This window comes from Burkholderia sp. Bp9099 (assembly GCF_003857805.1).
Lineage (GTDB): Bacteria > Pseudomonadota > Gammaproteobacteria > Burkholderiales > Burkholderiaceae > Burkholderia.
Window position 1 is genome coordinate 46,710 of the sequence record NZ_QTPU01000013.1, and the last position, 17,007, is coordinate 63,716.

At 67.7% G+C, this 17,007-nt stretch carries 15 protein-coding genes; 8 read left to right on the forward strand and 7 right to left on the reverse strand.

The window, feature by feature from the left end:
- The first annotated feature begins 65 nt into the window (after positions 1 to 65).
- The 6 genes from DIE17_RS16545 to DIE17_RS16570 all read left to right on the forward strand — a co-directional run bounded on the left by DIE17_RS16545 (position 66) and on the right by DIE17_RS16570 (position 6,832).
- On the forward strand, positions 66 to 293 hold the full coding sequence (locus DIE17_RS16545) for a hypothetical protein (RefSeq protein WP_124486124.1): 228 nt from the start codon (positions 66 to 68) through the stop codon (positions 291 to 293).
- Positions 294 to 560: 267 nt separating this feature from the next.
- On the forward strand, positions 561 to 2,837 hold the full coding sequence (locus tag DIE17_RS16550) for a TonB-dependent hemoglobin/transferrin/lactoferrin family receptor (protein WP_124921132.1): 2,277 nt from the start codon (positions 561 to 563) through the stop codon (positions 2,835 to 2,837).
- 49 nt (positions 2,838 to 2,886) lie between these two features.
- Positions 2,887 to 3,978, forward strand: coding sequence for a hemin-degrading factor (locus DIE17_RS16555; protein WP_124921133.1), 1,092 nt, complete (start codon positions 2,887 to 2,889; stop codon positions 3,976 to 3,978).
- Positions 3,975 to 4,883 (forward strand): hemin ABC transporter substrate-binding protein, encoded by a 909-nt coding sequence (locus DIE17_RS16560; protein WP_124921134.1) that lies wholly within the window; start codon positions 3,975 to 3,977, stop codon positions 4,881 to 4,883. Before DIE17_RS16555 ends, DIE17_RS16560 begins: the two co-directional genes overlap by 4 nt.
- Before the next feature lie 15 nt (positions 4,884 to 4,898).
- Entirely contained in the window at positions 4,899 to 5,987 is a 1,089-nt protein-coding gene (locus DIE17_RS16565; protein ID WP_124921135.1) for an iron ABC transporter permease, read from the forward strand.
- 17 nt (positions 5,988 to 6,004) lie between these two features.
- Positions 6,005 to 6,832: a heme ABC transporter ATP-binding protein gene (locus DIE17_RS16570; protein ID WP_124921136.1), complete on the forward strand. Its 828-nt coding sequence runs from the start codon at positions 6,005 to 6,007 to the stop codon at positions 6,830 to 6,832.
- A 36-nt stretch (positions 6,833 to 6,868) separates the two neighbouring features.
- Here DIE17_RS16570 and DIE17_RS16575 read toward each other — a convergent pair whose 3' ends face one another.
- Together DIE17_RS16575 and DIE17_RS16580 are read right to left on the reverse strand one after the other, a co-directional pair.
- Positions 6,869 to 7,480: a trimeric intracellular cation channel family protein gene (locus DIE17_RS16575; protein ID WP_124921137.1), complete on the reverse strand. Its 612-nt coding sequence runs from the start codon at positions 7,478 to 7,480 to the stop codon at positions 6,869 to 6,871.
- An 8-nt stretch (positions 7,481 to 7,488) separates the two neighbouring features.
- Positions 7,489 to 9,615 (reverse strand): penicillin-binding protein 1A, encoded by a 2,127-nt coding sequence (locus DIE17_RS16580; RefSeq protein ID WP_124921138.1) that lies wholly within the window; start codon positions 9,613 to 9,615, stop codon positions 7,489 to 7,491.
- Positions 9,616 to 9,856: 241 nt separating this feature from the next.
- On the opposite strand from DIE17_RS16580, the gene DIE17_RS16585 reads away from it, so the two are divergent.
- Positions 9,857 to 10,651: an aminoglycoside phosphotransferase family protein gene (locus tag DIE17_RS16585; RefSeq protein WP_124921139.1), complete on the forward strand. Its 795-nt coding sequence runs from the start codon at positions 9,857 to 9,859 to the stop codon at positions 10,649 to 10,651.
- 174 nt (positions 10,652 to 10,825) lie between these two features.
- On the opposite strand, the gene DIE17_RS16590 is transcribed toward DIE17_RS16585, so the two are convergent.
- From DIE17_RS16590 to DIE17_RS16600, 3 genes are read right to left on the reverse strand one after another with little or no spacing between them, the layout of a single operon-like run.
- Entirely contained in the window at positions 10,826 to 11,821 is a 996-nt protein-coding gene (locus DIE17_RS16590) for an NAD(P)H-quinone oxidoreductase (protein ID WP_124921140.1), read from the reverse strand.
- Entirely contained in the window at positions 11,818 to 12,195 is a 378-nt protein-coding gene (locus tag DIE17_RS16595; protein WP_124486114.1) for a carboxymuconolactone decarboxylase family protein, read from the reverse strand. Before DIE17_RS16595 ends, DIE17_RS16590 begins: the two co-directional genes overlap by 4 nt.
- A gap of 12 nt (positions 12,196 to 12,207) precedes the next feature.
- Positions 12,208 to 13,644 (reverse strand): NAD-dependent succinate-semialdehyde dehydrogenase, encoded by a 1,437-nt coding sequence (locus DIE17_RS16600; protein ID WP_124921141.1) that lies wholly within the window; start codon positions 13,642 to 13,644, stop codon positions 12,208 to 12,210.
- 379 nt (positions 13,645 to 14,023) lie between these two features.
- Between DIE17_RS16600 and DIE17_RS16605 the strand changes: the two genes are divergently transcribed.
- Positions 14,024 to 14,959 carry a LysR family transcriptional regulator gene (locus DIE17_RS16605; RefSeq protein ID WP_124486112.1) on the forward strand — a complete coding sequence of 312 codons (936 nt, stop codon included), beginning with the start codon at positions 14,024 to 14,026 and terminating at the stop codon, positions 14,957 to 14,959.
- A gap of 107 nt (positions 14,960 to 15,066) precedes the next feature.
- Here the strand turns inward: DIE17_RS16605 and DIE17_RS16610 are convergent, their stop codons facing one another.
- Both DIE17_RS16610 and DIE17_RS16615 read right to left on the reverse strand, forming a co-directional pair.
- Positions 15,067 to 15,531 carry a hypothetical protein gene (locus DIE17_RS16610; RefSeq protein ID WP_124921142.1) on the reverse strand — a complete coding sequence of 155 codons (465 nt, stop codon included), beginning with the start codon at positions 15,529 to 15,531 and terminating at the stop codon, positions 15,067 to 15,069.
- 117 nt (positions 15,532 to 15,648) lie between these two features.
- Positions 15,649 to 16,485, reverse strand: coding sequence for a bifunctional allantoicase/(S)-ureidoglycine aminohydrolase (locus DIE17_RS16615; protein ID WP_124486110.1), 837 nt, complete (start codon positions 16,483 to 16,485; stop codon positions 15,649 to 15,651).
- Between the last annotated feature and the right edge of the window lie 522 nt (positions 16,486 to 17,007).

Sequence of the window (17,007 nt, forward strand, 5' to 3'; positions counted from 1 at the left end):
CTGCGCGCGCCGACCACCTACTATGAAATGAGCGGCACGCCGCCGCGTCGTTCGAGGAGGTCGGCATGAACCCCCAATCGCTGTCCGGCATGCTGCGCGCGCAGGAACTGCTGCTCGTCACGATGATCCGCGCGCTTCCGCCCGACGCACGCAGCGCGCTCGTCGACCTCTACGCCGAACAGCTCGCGTTCGCCGAACAGGCCGGCTTCGAAGGTCACGGCGATCGCGCGACACACGACGCGTTCATCGCGCATGCGCGCAACCTGCTGATTCGCATCGAATCGCTCGCATAGGGCCTCTGCTCACGCCGATAACGGACCCGCGCCGGCCCGCTTCTCCCGAATTTGCCCCTGCGCGGCGCGTCCGGTCCGCGCCGGCGGCGTACGTCCGCAGACGCCGCTTTCCGTTCTTGTATTGATAATAGTTCTCATTTACACTGAACGAATCATCAATTCCCTTTCAATTCGCCGTTCGCCGCCTGCCGCGCGCGAACGAGCCAGCCAGGTGAACGCGTCACCCAGCCAGCCTTCGGGCTAGTCATCGTCAATGGGAGACCACCTGTGCATTGCTATCCGCTGGCGCGGCGGCCGATCTGTGCCGCGCTGTTCGGCGCGTTCGGCCTGTCCGCCGCCCCGGCTTACGCCGATTCGTTGCCGCAAGGCGCCAACCCTTCATCTGCCGTGCTGACCACCGCCGCCGCATCCACGCGCGGCAATGCGGCGCTGCTCGACCCCGTCACCGTCACGGCCACCCGCACCGCCACCGCCGCGAGCCGCACGGCCGCGTCCGTGTCGGTCATCACCGACGACGATCTCGACGAGCAGCAGGCGACCAACATCAAGGACGCGCTGCGCTACGAGCCGGGCGTCACGGTGCGCCGCACCGCGTACCGCCCCGGCAGCGCCGCGCTCGGCGGCGGCCGCGACGGCGATTCGAGCATCAACGTCCGCGGCCTCGAAGGCAATCGCGTGCTGCTGATGGAAGACGGCATCCGCCTGCCGAACGCGTTCTCGTTCGGGCCGCTCGAAGCCGGCCGCGGCGACTACGCGGATCTCGACATGCTCAAGCGCATCGAGATCCTGCGCGGGCCGGCATCGGCGCTGTACGGCAGCGACGGGCTGACCGGCGCGGTGAACTTCATCACGAAGGATCCGCGCGACCTGCTGTCGATCTACGGCAAACCCACCTACTTCTCGCTCCGGCCGGGTTACGACTCGGCCGACCGCAGCGTCGGCGCGACGGTGTCGGCCGCGGGCGGCAACGATCGCGTGCAGGGGATGATCATCGCCGACGGCCGGCGCGGCCATGAGGTCGACACGCGCGGCAGCGACAATTCCGCGAGCACGCTGCGCACGACGTCGAACCCGCAGGACGTCTATTCGGAATCGCTGCTCGGCAAGCTCGTGCTGACACCCACCGCGGGCGACACGATCAAATTCACCGCGGAAACCGTGCAGCGCCGCGTGAGCACCGACGTGCTGTCGGCGATCAACCCGCCCGGCACGCTCGGGCTCACGACGCACGACCGGCTCGAGCGCAACCGCTTCAGCATCGACTACGACTTCCGCGACGATGCGTTGCGCTGGTTTCAGAACGCACACGTTCAGTTCTACTACCAGGATGCGAAGCAGGATCAATACGCGTTCGAGACGCGCGGCGCGCCGCTGAAATCGCGCTCGCGCGACAACCAGTACAAGGAGCGCACGTTCGGCGGCGCCGCATTCGCCGAAAGCGGCTTCTCGACGGGCCCGCTCGCGCACAAGCTGCTGTATGGCGTCGACGGCAGCGTGTCGCGCGTTACGAACCTGCGCGACGGCACGGTGCCGGGCGTCGGCGAAGCGTTCCCGAACAAGGCGTTTCCCGATACCGACTACACGCTGTTCGGCGCGTTCGTGCAGGACCAGGTCGGCTATGGCCGCCTGCTCGTCACGCCGGGGCTGCGCTTCGACACGTACCGGTTGAGCCCGACGCGCAACGATCCGCTGTTCACCGGCACCGCGGTGTCGACGAGCGCGAACGAAGTGTCGCCGCGCGTCGCGGTGCTCTACGAGATCACGCCCGCGCTGATTCCGTATGCACAGTACGCGCACGGCTTCCGCGCGCCGACGCCCGACCAGGTGAACAGCAGCTTCTCGAACCCGGTGTACGGCTACACGTCGATCGGCAATCCGAACCTGAAGCCCGAAACCAGCGACACATTCGAAGCCGGCCTGCGCGGCAAGGCCGGCACCGGCTACGGCGTCCTGCGCTACAGCGCGGCCGCGTTCACGGGCCGCTACCGCAACTTCATCGCGCGCACGACGATCGCGGGCGGCGGCCGGCCAACCGACCCGTTCGTGTTCCAGTACGTGAACTTCGCCGACGCGCGCATCCACGGCCTCGAAGGCCGCGCCGAATGGATCATGCCGAACGGCGTCACGCTGAAGACCGCGATGGCGTTCACCAGGGGCTCGACGCGGAACGACGGCGCGGCGAGCCAGCCGCTGAACACGGTCAATCCGTTCTCGGCGGTGTTCGGCGTGCGCTACGAACCCGGCGAACGCTGGTTCGTGCAGACCGACCTGCTGTTCCAGGCCGCGAAACGCGACAAGGACATCGACAAGTCCGACTGCTCGAACAAGGCGTGCTTCGCGCCGCCGTCGTCGTTCGTCGTCGACCTGCGCGGCGGCTACCGCTTCAACAAGCATGTGAGCGCGACGATCGGCATCCGCAACCTGTTCGACCGCAAATACTGGAACTGGTCGGACGTGCGCGGCATCGCCGCCGATTCGCAGGTGCTCGACGCGTATACGTCGTCCGGACGCACCGTCGCCGTCAGCATGAAAGTGGATTTCTGATGCGCGCGATCGCGCGTTCCTGCCCAACCGTTACTTGAAGGAGTCCGACATGATGCATTTCGACCTTCCCGGCCAGCCGGCCACGCCGGCCCGCGCGCCCGCCGCGTTGCGCGACGCATTCGTCAAGCTCAAGGCCGAGCGCCAGCTGCGCAACCGCGACGTCGCGCAGGCGCTCGGCGTCAGCGAAGGCGAGGCGCTCGCCGCGTTCGTCGGCGAGCACGTGGTGCGGCTCGACGCGCGCTTTCCGGCGATGTTCGAGGAAATGCCGCGCCTCGGCCGCGTGATGGCGCTCACGCGCAACGACACGGCCGTCCACGAGAAGGACGGCGAATATGCGCAGATGAGCCACGACGGCCAGGTCGGCCTCGCGCTCGGCGACATCGACCTGCGCATCTTCTACCGTCACTGGGCGTCCGCGTTCGCGGTGCGCGACGAAACCGCGCACGGTCCGCTGAAGAGTTTGCAGTTCTTCGACGCGCAGGGTCATGCGATCCACAAGGTCTACCTGCGCGCGCACAGCGATCACGCGGCGTACGACGCGTTCGTCGAACGCTGGCGCGCGGCGTCGCAGGAGCCGGGGCTCGACGTCGTGCCCGCCGCACCGAAAACGCCCGAGCGGGCCGATACCGGGATCGACGTCGCAGGCTTTCGCGTCGCATGGGACGCGATGACCGACACGCATCAGTTCTTCGGCATCACGCAGCGCTTCGGCGTGAGCCGCATGCAGGCGCTGCGCCTCGCCGAGCCGCGGTACGCGTATCCGGTCGAGGCGACGCGCGCGCTGCGTCACGTGCTCGAACGGGCAGCGGGCAGCGGCCAGCCGATCATGGTGTTCGTCGGCAATGCAGGGATGATCCAGATCCACACGGGCCCCGTCGCGAACGTGCGCGAGGTCGGCACATGGATCAACGTGCTCGACCCGGGCTTCAACCTGCACGTGCGCGAGGACCTGATCGCCGCCGCGTGGGTTGTGAAGAAGCCGACGAGCGACGGCATCGTCACGTCGCTGGAGCTGTTCGACCGGCAGGGCGACCATGTCGCGCTGCTGTTCGGCGAACGCAAGCCCGGCCGCGTCGAACGCGACGACTGGCGCGCGCTCGTCGCGACGCTGCCGTCGGCGGCGCGCGGAGACGCGCGGTGAGCGCGCGATCGTTCCTGCCGCGACGCCGCGTCGTGCTCGCGAGCGCGGTGGCCGGTGCGCTCGCGGGCGCTCTGCCGGTGCGCGCGCTTGCGCAGGCCGGGCCGAAGCGCGTCGTCGTGATCGGCGGCGCGCTCGCGGAAACCGCGTTCGCGCTCGGCGGCGCCGACGCGCGCGGCTACCGGCTCGTCGGCACCGACACGACCTGCACGTATCCGGACGCCGCGAAGCGCCTGCCGAAGGTCGGCTACCAGCGCGCGCTGTCGGCCGAGGGGCTGCTGTCGCTGCGGCCCGATCTCGTGCTCGCGTCGGCGGAGGCCGGCCCGCCCCCCGCGATCGCGCAGGTGAGAAGCGCGGGCGTCGCGGTCACGACGTTCGACGAGCGGCACGACGTCGATTCGGTGCGCGCGAAGATTACCGGCGTCGCGCAGGCGCTCGACGTGCGCGACGCGGGCACCGTGCTGCTGCAACGCTTCGATCGCGACTGGCAGGCCGCGCGCGACGCGGTCGCCGCGCGCGTGCCCGACGGCGCGCAGCCGCCGCGCGTGCTGTTCGTGCTGAACCATACCGGCAACCAGGCGCTCGTCGCCGGCCAGCGCACGGCCGCCGACGCGATGCTCCGCTACGCGGGCGCGCGCAACGCGATGCAGGGTTTCGATCACTACAAGCCGCTGACGACCGAGGCGCTGGCCGCCGCCGCCCCCGACATCGTGCTGATCTCCGACGAAGGGCTCGCGGCGGTCGGCGGCCGCGCCGCGCTGCTCGCCGCGCCCGGCTTCGGCGCGACGTCGGCCGGCCGCGCGCGGCGAGTCGTGTCGCTCGATGCGCTGTTCCTGCTCGGCTTCGGTCCGCGCCTGCCGCTCGCCGTCACGACCCTGCACCGGCGCCTGTCGGATGCGCTCGCCTGATTCCGGAGCGTCCCGATGCCTGTTCATGCTTCGCCTTTACCCGCGCGGTCGCACGTATCGCATGCCGGTGCCGCGCGCGTCGGCGCGTCGCGCCGCCTCGTACCGTTCGCGCTGGCCGCGCTGGCCGCGCTCGTGTGTGTCATGTCCGTCATCGCGCTGTGCGTGGGCGCGTACCGCATTCCGTTGGCGGAGGCCTGGGCCGCGCTGAGCGGCGACCCGGCCGCCCGGCAGGCAGGCGCGGTGCTGTTCGACATCCGCGCGCCGCGCGTCGTGCTCGCGCTGCTGGTCGGCGGCGGCTTCGGCGCGGCCGGCGCCGCGATGCAGGCACTGTTCCGCAATCCGCTCGCCGACCCGGGGCTCGTCGGCGTGTCGAGCGGCGCGGCGCTCGGCGCAACGACGACGATCGTGCTCGGCCCCGCGTTGTTCTCCGCGCACGCGAGCGCGGCCGTGCTGCCCGTCGCTGCGTTCGCCGGCGCGCTCGCGGTCGCGGCGCTCGTCTACCGGCTCGCCGCGTCGCGCGGCCGGCTTGCGCTGCCGCTGCTGCTGCTCGCCGGCATCGCGATCAACGCGCTGGTCGGCGCGGCGATCGGCCTGCTCACGTTCGTCGCCGACGACGCGCAGTTGCGTTCGCTGACGTTCTGGAGCCTCGGCAGCCTCGGCGGCGCGCAATGGTCCGCGCTGGCGGCCGTCACGCCGTGCGTCGCGATCGGCTGCGTGCTGCTCGCGCGCGACCGTGACGCGCTCAACGCATTGCAGCTCGGCGAAACCGAGGCGCTGCACCTCGGCGTGCCCGTGCAGCGGCTCAAGCGGCGCGTGCTCGTCGCGGTCGCGCTCGCGGTCGGCGCGCTCGTGTCGTGCGCGGGCATCATCGGTTTCATCGGCCTCGTCGCGCCGCACTGCGTGCGCCTCGCGTGCGGCCCCGACCAGCGCGTCGTGCTGCCCGGCGCCGCATTGCTCGGCGCGCTGCTGACGCTCGCCGCCGATCTCGCCGCGCGCACCGTCGCCGCGCCCGCCGAGATTCCGCTCGGCGTGCTCACCGCATTGCTCGGCGCACCGTTCTTTCTCGCGCTGCTGTGGAAAAGCCGCGGCGCGCTCGGCGGCTGATCCTTCATGCACCCATCATGCTGACTGCCCATCATCTCGGCGTCGCCCGCCGGCACCGCACCGTTCTGCACGACCTGTCGCTGTCGATCGAACCCGGCCGCGTGACCGCGCTGCTCGGTCGCAACGGCGCGGGCAAGAGCACGCTGCTGAAGACCCTGGCGGGTGAACTGACCGGCAGCGTCGCGCCGAACGGCGTGCGCGTGACCGGCGACATCACGCTGAACGGCGAACCGCTCGCGCACATCGACGCGGCGCGGCTCGCGTGCCTGCGCGCCGTGCTGCCGCAGGCCGCGCAACCGGCGTTTCCGTTCAGCGTCGACGAAATCGTGCTGCTCGGCCGCTATCCGCATGCGCGGCGCGGCGGCCCGCGGCACGTGATCGCGCATTGCGATCGCGACATCGCATGGCAGGCGCTCGAACGCGCGGGCGCCGACGCGCTCGTCGGCCGCGACGTGACGACGCTGTCGGGCGGCGAGCTCGCACGCGTGCAGTTCGCGCGCGTGCTCGCGCAGTTGTGGCCGGACGACGACGCGCCGCCCGGCCCGCGCTACCTGCTGCTCGACGAGCCGACCGCAGCGCTCGATCTCGCGCACCAGCACCGGCTGCTCGATACCGTGCGCACGGTCGCGCGCGAGTGGCGGCTCGGCGTGCTCGCGATCGTCCACGATCCGAACCTCGCCGCGCGGCACGCGGATACGATCGCGATGCTCGCGGACGGCACGATCGTCGCGCAGGGTGCGCCGCGCGACGTGATGACGCCCGGCCATATCGCGCAGTGCTACGGATTCGCCGTGAGGATGGTGGAAACGGGCGACGGGGCGCCGCCGCTCATGGTGCCGGCGTAGAACACGCGTATCGTCGCGTCCGTGCGGCACCCTCGCTCAACGCTCGACGTCCGCGACACCGAACGTGCGCATCTTCCACCCGAGCCGTACGGCCAGCATCCGCATCGCGAAGCCCGCCGCCAGCGCAACCGCCGTCGCGAACCCGGCGTCGATGCCGAGATGCTGGATTCCGACGTACAGCGTGCCCGTGAAGAACGCGACGCTCGCGTACAGTTCGTCACGCAGGATCAGCGGCATCTCGTTGCACAGCAGGTCGCGCAGCATCCCGCCGCACACGCCGGTGATCGCACCGGCCAGCACGACGATGATCGGCGCGGCGCCCGTCGACGCGCCGATGTCGCAGCCGATGATCGTGAACGCCGCGAGGCCGATCGCGTCGACGGTGACGAACAGCGTCTTCATGCGCGCGACGTGCCGCGCGGCCCACGACGCGACGGTCGCCGCGGCGAGCGTGATCACGAGGTACTCGGGATGCGCGATCCAGCCGAGCGGATAGTGGCCGAGCAGCACGTCGCGCACGGTGCCGCCGCCAAGCGCCGTGACCGCGCCGACGAGCGCGAGCCCGAAGCGGTCCATCCCGCGCCGCATGCCCATCAGCGCGCCCGACATCGCCTCCGCGACGATCGCGATCAGATAAAGCGTATGCATCGCGCGCCTCAGTCTTCGGTACGGAACAGGTCGAGCACGCGTTCGCGTTCGGCCGCGTCGACGGCGGCCGGCATCGGCTCGCCGGACACGCCGCGCCCGTCCGGCGCATCGGACGCCGGCGCACCGCCACAGGCAAAACGGCTGCGGATGAACGGCGGCATGTCGGCGGTGCAAGTGCCGCGCATGTATTCGGCGTACACGAAATCGCCGTCGACGAGCGCGACGTCCTGCGGCGGCGTCGCATCGACCGGCGTACGTCCGTCGACGGCCGTCTTCATGTAGTCGAGCCAGACCGGCAGCGCGAGCGTCGCGCCGGTCGCGCGCCCCATCGGGCGCGGCGTGTCGTAGCCGAGCCACGCGACCGCGACGATGCCCGACGAATAGCCGGCGAACCACGCGTCCTTCGAGCCGTTCGACGTGCCCGTCTTGCCGGCCGTGTCGTCGCGGCGCAGCGCGAGCGCGCCGCGCGCGGTGCCGGCCCGCACGACGTCGCGCAGCATGCTGTCCATCACGAACGCATTGCGCACCGACACGACGCGCGTGCCTTCAGGCGTCGTCGCCTCGTACATCGCGCTGCCATGACGCTGCTTCACCGACAGGATCAGCCGCGGCACCATCCGTATCCCGCCGTTCGCGAACACGCCGTACGCGCTCGCGAGTTCGAGCGGCGTCACGGCGCCCGCGCCGAGCGCGAGCGGCAGCGACGCCGGATTGCGCCGCGCGTCGAAACCGAAGCCCACCGCATGCTGCTGCACGTAGCGCGCGTCGGCCGCCTGCATCAGGTTGACCGCGACGAGGTTCTTCGAGCGCACGAGCCCGCGCCGCACCGGGATGAAGCCCTCGTATCGGTTGCCGAAATTGCGCGGACGCCACGGCCGCGCGCCGGTTTCCGCATGCGTGAGCGTGCGCTGCGTATCGTCGACCAGCACGCCCGGGAAGTAGCCCTTCTCCAGCGCCGCCGAATAGACGAACGGCTTGAAACTCGACCCCGGCTGGCGATACGCCTGCAATGCATGGTCGAACACGTTGCGGCCGAAATCCGCGCCGCCGACGAGCGCGAGCATGTCGCCCGTCGCCGCATCCAGCGACACGAGCGCGCCTTCGAGCCCGTTGCGCACATCGCGCTTGCCGGGCTGGCGGCGCAGCGTGCGCCCGAGCGCGGCCTCGGCCGCGCGCTGGTCGCGCATCGAGATCGTCGTCGTCACGTCGAGGCCGAGCGTATAGGCGTCGTCGTGAAAGCGCTCGACCATCATCCGGCGCGCGCGCTCCGCGACGTACGGCGCCGCGACGATGCCGGGCGGCGGCGTGGTCGCCAGCACGATCGGCAGGTCGACCGCCTCGCGATAGGTCGCCTCGTCGAGTTCGCCGAGCGCGTGCATGCGGCCGAGCACGTAGTTGCGCCGCGCGGTCGCTCGCGCCGGATTGACGACCGGGTTGAACGCGGACGGCGCCTTCGGCAATCCGGCGAGCACGGCCGCCTCGCCCGCGCTCAGCGCGTCGAGCGGCTTGCCGAAATACACGTTCGCGGCCGCCGCGAAACCGTACGCGCGCTCGCCGAGATAGATCTGGTTCATGTACAGCTCGAGCAGCTTGTCCTTGCCGTATTCGCGCTCCAGCTTGATGGCCATCAGGATCTCGGCGAGCTTGCGGCTCAGCACCTTGTCGCGTGTCAGGTAGAAATTGCGCGCGACCTGCATCGTGATCGTGCTGCCGCCCTGCCCCGGCTGCCCGGTCACGACGTTCGCGAAGGTCGCGCGCGCGAGGCCGCCGACGTCGATCGCGCCGTGCTGGTAGAACTTCGCGTCCTCGGCCGCGAGCAGCGCGTGGCGCATCAGCGGCGGAATGCGTTCGAGCGGCACGAACTCGCGGCGCTCGACGCCGTACTCGGCCAACAGGTCGCCGTCGCGCGAAAAAATCCGCAGCGGCAGCGCGGGACGGTAGGCGGCCAGATGTTCGACGGACGGCAGTTGCGTCCAGATGCGGTGAATCGTCCATGCGCCGATGCCCGCGCACGCGAGCGTCAGGCCGAGCAGCGCGCCCGCGAGCATGCGCCATGCGCGGCGGCGTGGCGGTGCGGACGGCGGTGCGGACGGCGGCGCGGGGGGCGGCGATGGGTTGGCGGTGGGGTCGGTCATGTCGGGCTCCTTCTTCAGTGCCGCGACGGCCGGCGCGCGAGCGGCGCCGATCGTCGCGAAAGGCGCGCATTGTCGAAGGGATGGCGCGAAACCGGAACATTCTTCAGCCAAAGTTTGGCTGGCTAAATTTTATTTAGGAAAGCGCGGCGGGGACCGCTCGCGCGGTGCACGCAGGCCTATGGCATGTCGTCACGGCCGAGCGCACCGGGCGCGCGAGCCGGTTCGCTTGTACCATCGTCGGATGTTCGATCGATACCTCGACCTGTGGGGCCTCGTTCCCGACGGCGGCCCGATCCTGACCGCGAGCGGCGGCCTGTTGCCCGTCGTCTGGCGCACACGGCCGGCAATGCTGAAAGTCGCGACCTGCGACGAAGAGCGTCGCGGCAATGCGCTGATGACCTGGTGGAACGGGGATGGCGCCGCGCGCGTGTGGTTGCACGACAGCGACGCGGTACTGCTCGAACGCGCGCAGCCGGCGCCGACGCTCGCCGGCTTGTCCGCCGCGGGACACGATGACGACGCGATCCGGATCGCATGTCGCGTGGTCGCGCGGCTGCATGCGCATCGCGCACCGGCACCGCCCGCGGCCGTGCCGCTGCCCGACTGGTTCCACGCGCTGCTGTCGCACGACACGGACGACGACGTGCTGCGGCGTTCTGCCGAGACGGCGCACCGGCTGCTGGCCGTGCCGCCCGTCGATGACGTCGTGCTGCACGGCGACATCCATCACGGCAACCTGCTGTATTTCGGCGATCGCGGCTGGCTGGCGATCGACCCGAAGGGGCTGCGTGGCGACCGCACGTTCGACTACGCGAACCTGTTCTGCAATCCCGCGCACGAGATCGCTGTGGATCCCGCGCGTTTCGAGCGTCGCGTCGTGCTCGTTGCGGATGCCGCACAGCTCGACCGGCGGCGGTTGCTGCAATGGATTCTCGCGTGGTCGGGGCTGTCGGCCCTGTGGTTGATGGAAGACGGCCTGCCGCCCGATACGCGGCTGCAGGTTGCGCAACTCGCGGCAATCGCGCTCGGTCCGTAGCAATGTGCACGACCATGAAAATATGGTCCATAGCGGATTTCCGAGGGAAAGCGGCGAAGACCACCGTATCCGGCCAGAAGCGGTCGCTCACGCAAGTTGGCCGAGTGACCGCTTCGCTCCGCTTAACCGCCAAACCGCTTCGTGCACAGGCATGCGACGTGAACAAGCGTCACTTCAGATGTTTTCGGTCATCGTCAGAATGATCTTTCCCACGTTCACGGCCGACTCCATCCGTCGATGGGCAGCCGCGGCATTGGCGAGAGGAAACACGCTGTCGACGACCGGCTCCAGGCCCGCCCCTCCCGCAAAGCGGTCCAGCCAATGTTCGCGAAACCGCCGAACCATCGCGTGCTTCTCGCGCTGGTCGCGCGACTTCATCACCGTGCCGATGATTTGCAGATGACGGTACAGGACCTGTTCGAGACTCACGCTCACGTCACCGCCGCCGCCGAGTATGCCGACCTGCACCAGCCGGCCGCCGTTTGCCAATGACGCGACATTCCGGGAAAAATACGGCGCGCCCACGAAGTCGATAACCACGTCGACGCCGCGTTTGTCAGTCCTGCTTGCGACGACTTCCGAAAAGTCCTGCGTCTTGTAGTCGATCGCATGGTCCACACCCAGTTGAACGATCCGTTCCAGCTTCGAGGCTTCGGCGGTCGCGAATATCGTCGCGCCGGTTGCGTAGGCCAGCTGGACCGCCGCGGAACCCACCCCGCCCGCCGCTGCGTGAACAAGCACCGAATCGCCACGCTGCAAGCGGCCAAGATGCAACAACGCTTCGTGCGCCGTGACGAAGACTTCCGGTATCGCAGCCGCGTGCACGTAGTCGATCGTTGCCGGAATGGGCATCGCCATTCTCCAGTCAATGCGCGCCAGTTCTGCATAGGCCCCGCCGCCCACGACGCCCATTACACGATCACCGACCTTGTAACCCTGCACGGAAGGTCCAGTCTCGATCACCTCGCCGGCGATTTCGAGCCCCATGATCGTCGAGTCGCCGAAGTTCGGACGGCCGTATCCTCCTCGCCGATGCGTAAGATCCGCGCGATTCACGCCTGCGGCATGGACGCGTACCAGCAGATCGTCGGGGCGAACCTCGGGAGCCTGAACGTCGGCGAGCTGGAGAACCTCGGCCTCGCCGAATTCGTTGAATGTGATGGCTTTCATTTCAAACCGTCCTGCGTCGTGGATGAATGGCCGGCGAAATCGTCGGACCGGGGTTGCGCGCCGAGCGTTGCCTGCGCCGCGGCCGATGCCGAGATTGCCGCAGGAAACCCCGCATAGAACGCGAGGTGAGTGATCGTCGCGGCGAGTTCTTCGCGGGTTACGCCGTTTGCCAACGCGCGGCGCAGGTGCGCCGGCAACTCGTCGAGATGGCCCCCCGCGATCAGCGCGGCGACGGTCACGAGGCTGCGGTCCCGCGGCGAGAGCGCCGGATCGCTCCAGATCCGCGGATAGAGCGTGTCGTCGACGAATGCCGAGAGCTTCGGCGTGAAGGCACGCGCGGCCTCGCGCGGACTGTCGAAATGCGTATGAGACATGGCGATCCCCCTTCAAGCCTGGCTGATGAACTTGCGCGTGAGGTAGTACTCGATGCCCTCGGCGCCGCCTTCCGAGCCGTGGCCGCTTTCCTTCATGCCGCCAAACGGCAGTTCGGTCGAAACGATGCGGTACTGGTTGATGCCGATCATGCCGGCTTCGAGACCGTCTGCTACATCAATGGCCGTGCGCGCACTGCGCGTGAATGCGTAGGCGGAGAGCCCGTATGGCAACCGGTTCGCTTCGGCGAGCCCGTCGGCAAGGGCATCGAAGCGCATCAGCACCGCGATCGGGCCGAACGGTTCTTCGTGCATCACACGCGCGTCGTTCGGTACGTCGGCGAGGACCGTGGGCTCGAAGAAATACCCTTCTCCCGCGATGCGCTTTCCGCCGGCGAGGACCCTTGCGCCACGCTCCACCGCATCGGCGATGAGTTCCTCCATCTTGGCAAGCTGGCGCGGATTTGCCAGCGGCCCGACCTGCGTGCCCGCATCCATGCCGTTGCCGACCTTGAGCGCGTTGGCTGCGCGCACGAAGTGCCCGACAAACTCGTCGTAGACGTCGCGTTGGATCAGGAAGCGCGTCGATGAGATGCAGATCTGGCCCGTACCGCGAAAGCGATTCGCCGCGCCTTCGACCGCGGCCTTTTCGACATCCGCATCGTTGAATACGAGGACGGGCCCGTGGCCGCCCAGCTCCAGCGTGATGGGTTTGACGCCTTCGGCTGCGCGCGCCGACAGCAGACGGCCGATCGGCACCGAGCCCGTGAACGTCACCTTCCGGATGACCGGGGAAGCGATCAGCTGCTTCGACACCTGGTCGGGCACGCCGAATACGACCTGAAGCACGCCCTTCGGCAAACCGGCGTCGTCCAGTGCGCGTGCCAGCGCGAGCGCCGTTGCGGGGCTTTCCTCGCCGGGTTTGATGATGACACTGCATCCGGCGGCGAGTGCGGCGGAGAGCTTGCGCGCCGGGGTGATCGCGGGAAAATTCCACGGCGTGAATGCGGCGACGGGCCCGATCGCCTGTTTCTTCACGAGCTGTTGCACACCCGGGCGGTTGGACGGCACCACACGGCCGTCGATGCGGCGCGCCTCTTCGGCGAACCATTCGAAGTAGTCCGAGGCACGCAGGACTTCGTCACGGCTTTCCGCCAGCGGTTTGCCTTCCTCGAGCGTCATGACGGTGGCGATGTGCTCGGCGCGCTCGCGCATCAGTTCCGCCCCGCGCTTCAGAATGCGCGCGCGTTCGGCTGGCACGGTGTTGCGCCAGACGTCGAACGCCTGTGCAGTGACCTGCAGGGCGCGATCCAGGTCGGCTGCCGTCGCCAGCGGGACGCGGCCGATCTCGATTTGCGTGGCGGGGTTGATCACCGGCGCCGTTTCGCGTTCGCTCGCGCCGATCCATTCGCCGTTGATGAAAAGATGAAGTGCGTCGTAAGTGATGTCCATGGTATTAACCTTTATGGTTAGGATTGCGATTCAATATGTGTTCGCCGCGAGCCGGATTGGGGGACCGTGCCGCCACGCCGTGCCGGGATGATTCGCCGTGTCGGGCTGGGCTCGGGTATGAAACGTCCGTGTTCCGACTGCCTGACTTCGGGACCAAGTCTAGACGTGAAGCGGACGGCAACTTAGGGGGGCCGGAAAGAATGAATCTTGTCTCCGGAGAGAAAATCCCCGATCAACATGAAGGCATATTGAAAGGATGCGCAAAAACGACACGCGGTCGCACGCTGACTGCACGAAACAGGCGCGGGCCCTATGATCACAGGCTCGCGCGGGCCGAAACGCAGCGATTCGACGAAAAATTCAAAGCCAGGGATGCGTAATGGACAAGGTTCACACCATGTCGGTGTTTGCGAAAGTGGTCGAGATGGGCAGTTTCACGGCTGTTGCAAACCACCTCGATACGACTGTCGGCAACATTTCCCGAGCGGTCTCGGTACTTGAGGACAATCTCAACACGCGGTTGCTGCAGCGCTCGACGCGACGGCTCGTAGTCACCGATGCGGGGCGACGTTTCTACGAGCGCAGCGTTGCGATCCTGTCGGACATCGAGCGGGCAGAAGCAGAAGCCCGCGATGCGCTGCTGGAGCCGCGTGGTGTATTACGCGTGCACACGGTTCCGGGATTGGGCCGTCAGCTTGTTTCGCAAGCCGTGCTTGCCTATCGAAGCGCATACCCGGAAGTATCGGTCGATCTTATGCTGTCGCAGCGGATGCCGAATCTGCTCGAAGAGCAGCTCGACGTTGCGATCGTGATTGCGCGCACACTGCCGGACTCGGCGTATGTGAGCCAGAAGATCGGCGCCAGCCATTGCATTCTGGCGGCGTCGCCCGATTATCTGGCACGGCATCCGGCTCCCGAGTGTGTGGAAGATCTTGTCGATCACACATGTGTGCTCCTGAGCACGGTCGATTACGCACCGGACGAGTGGCATCTGCAAGGCAGGGCCGGCGAGGCGGTGTATCGTCCAACGGGATCGCACTTCAGTGTCAACGACATGGACGCGATGTCCACGGTGCTGCAGGAGGGCGCGGGAATCGGGCTGATCGCCGCTTTCTCGGCAATCGACGATTTGCGTAAAGGGTCGCTCGTTCGCGTCCTGCCTGAATTCCACACCGCTCAGCGCAACGTGTACGCGGTGTATTCGTCCCGCCAGTTCGTCGACGCGAAGATCAAACGGTTCATCGATACGCTGAAGGTGCGGGTAGGTGACCGGTTGAATGCGTATGCGGAGGAACTCGCCATCACGGTCGTATGACCGACTTTACAGTCGGCATCGTCGGGGAAAGTGTCCGATTTCCCGGCGCCGAGAGTCGTATCCGCGATCCGGATCGCATGCGGGGTGCTTCGTGCGAAGGTGGTCGGTCAACCGTGGAGCGTCGACCGCTGAATCAACCGATTCACGCCCCATACGATCAGACCCGCGATACCAAGGCAAACACCGAGAACGAGAAGGAGCCCGACTCCTTCAACATCATCGGCATGTGCGATCGTGTCGACGCCGAAAAGCGCCATCACCGATTCGATGGTTGACGGAATCGACGTCTCGATTGGAAGTCGGACGAACCAGCGCGCGAGCAGCACGCCGAGAGCACCCGTTGCAAGAACATTGATGCTGAAGCGGAGCGCTTTCATTACCTGACCTCGACGATTCCATATGCCTCGATGGCGGTGCCCGGAATCGGAACCGTTGCGCCGTGCGCGCGAAATCATGAAGCCGTCCCAAGCGACCGCCAGTCTGTCTGTCGACAATGTAATAGAGGCCACGCGGTAGCGGGCCTGATTTCGGTTTAGCGACCGGTTCTGCTTCCGCTCGATTCCTTGCTCCATCCGGCGCTTCTTCGCGTTCGCAAAAAGTGTCAATCTGTTTCAGGTCGGGTCAATGAACCAAATTAAAAAACCCGCCGGCATGCACCAGCGGGTTTTCGAGTCCGACGCGCGCGACGCTTAACGCGCCGGATTCAGCGTCAGGTTCATGTGACGGTTCACGTCTTTATACAGCAGGTAACGGAAGCGGCCGGGGCCACCCGAATAGCAAGCCTGCGGACAGAACGCGCGCAGCCACATGAAGTCGCCCGCTTCCACCTCGACCCAGTCCTGGTTCAGGCGATAGACGGCCTTGCCTTCGAGCACGTACAGGCCGTGCTCCATCACGTGCGTCTCGGCGAACGGAATCACGCCGCCCGGCTCGAAGGTCACGATGTTCACGTGCATGTCGTGACGCATGTCGCTCATGTCGACGAAGCGCGTCGTCACCCATGCGCCGTTGGTGCCCGGCATCGGGATCGGCTCGACGTCCTGCTCGTTGGTCACGAACGCTTCCGGCAGCGGAATGCCGTCGACGACCTGGTAGTGCTTGCGGATCCAGTGGAAACGCACGGCGGCATCGCTGACGTTGTGCAGCGTCCAGTCGGCGCCCGGCGGAATGAACGCGTAGCCGCCCGGCTTCAGCGTGTGCTGCTTGCCCTGCAGCGTCAGCTCGGCCTCGCCCTCGACGACGAACAGCACGGCTTCGGCGTTCTTGTCCTGCTCGGGCTTGTCGCTGCCGCCGCCCGGGTTCACTTCGACGATGTACTGCGAGAAGGTTTCGGCGAAACCCGACAGCGGACGCGCGATCACCCACAGGCGCGTGCTGGTCCAGAACGGCAGCCAGCTCGTGACGATGTCGCGCATCACTCCCTTCGGAATGACCGCGTACGCCTCGGTGAACATCGCGCGATCGGTCAGCAGATCGGTCTGCGGCGGGTGGCCGCCATGCGGCGCGTAATACGTTGTCTTAGACATAAAGCATCCAGGCAATGGGTTGGTCCGGCCCCGGGTCGCAACGGCAGGCGCGGCACGCGCGTGGGGCACGCATGCGGCGGCGGGACATCGTTGCCGAGGTGGCTTGAAAGCGCGGGCGCCTTCGTTCGGTCGGCCAGGCTTCGCGACGGGTCCGCCCGGTTCAGCGGGCGGGCGCCCCATGCTTGCGGGTCCGGCGGCCGGGCCGCGGACACTCGGGGTGATGCGGCGGGGCACGGGGGACGGCACGGTTCGAGTCCGTACGCGGGCAGCGTTGACGATAGCGAAGTCGATCCTGATCGACCAATTAAATGTTGCGATGCCATCCATTCGATTTCCCACTACCCGCCGCGGTGCGCGACGGCCGGCGAACGCGTGCCGCGGATGCGTCGGCGCATGAGGGAAATCCTGATGACCGGACGCTAACGCGTCGATCAGCAATATCGAAACGGGGTCGGCCGAACCTGCCCGGCTGCATGTCGATGCAACGGGAGATGCCGTCTACAAGCGGGAAAAGTCAGGCGG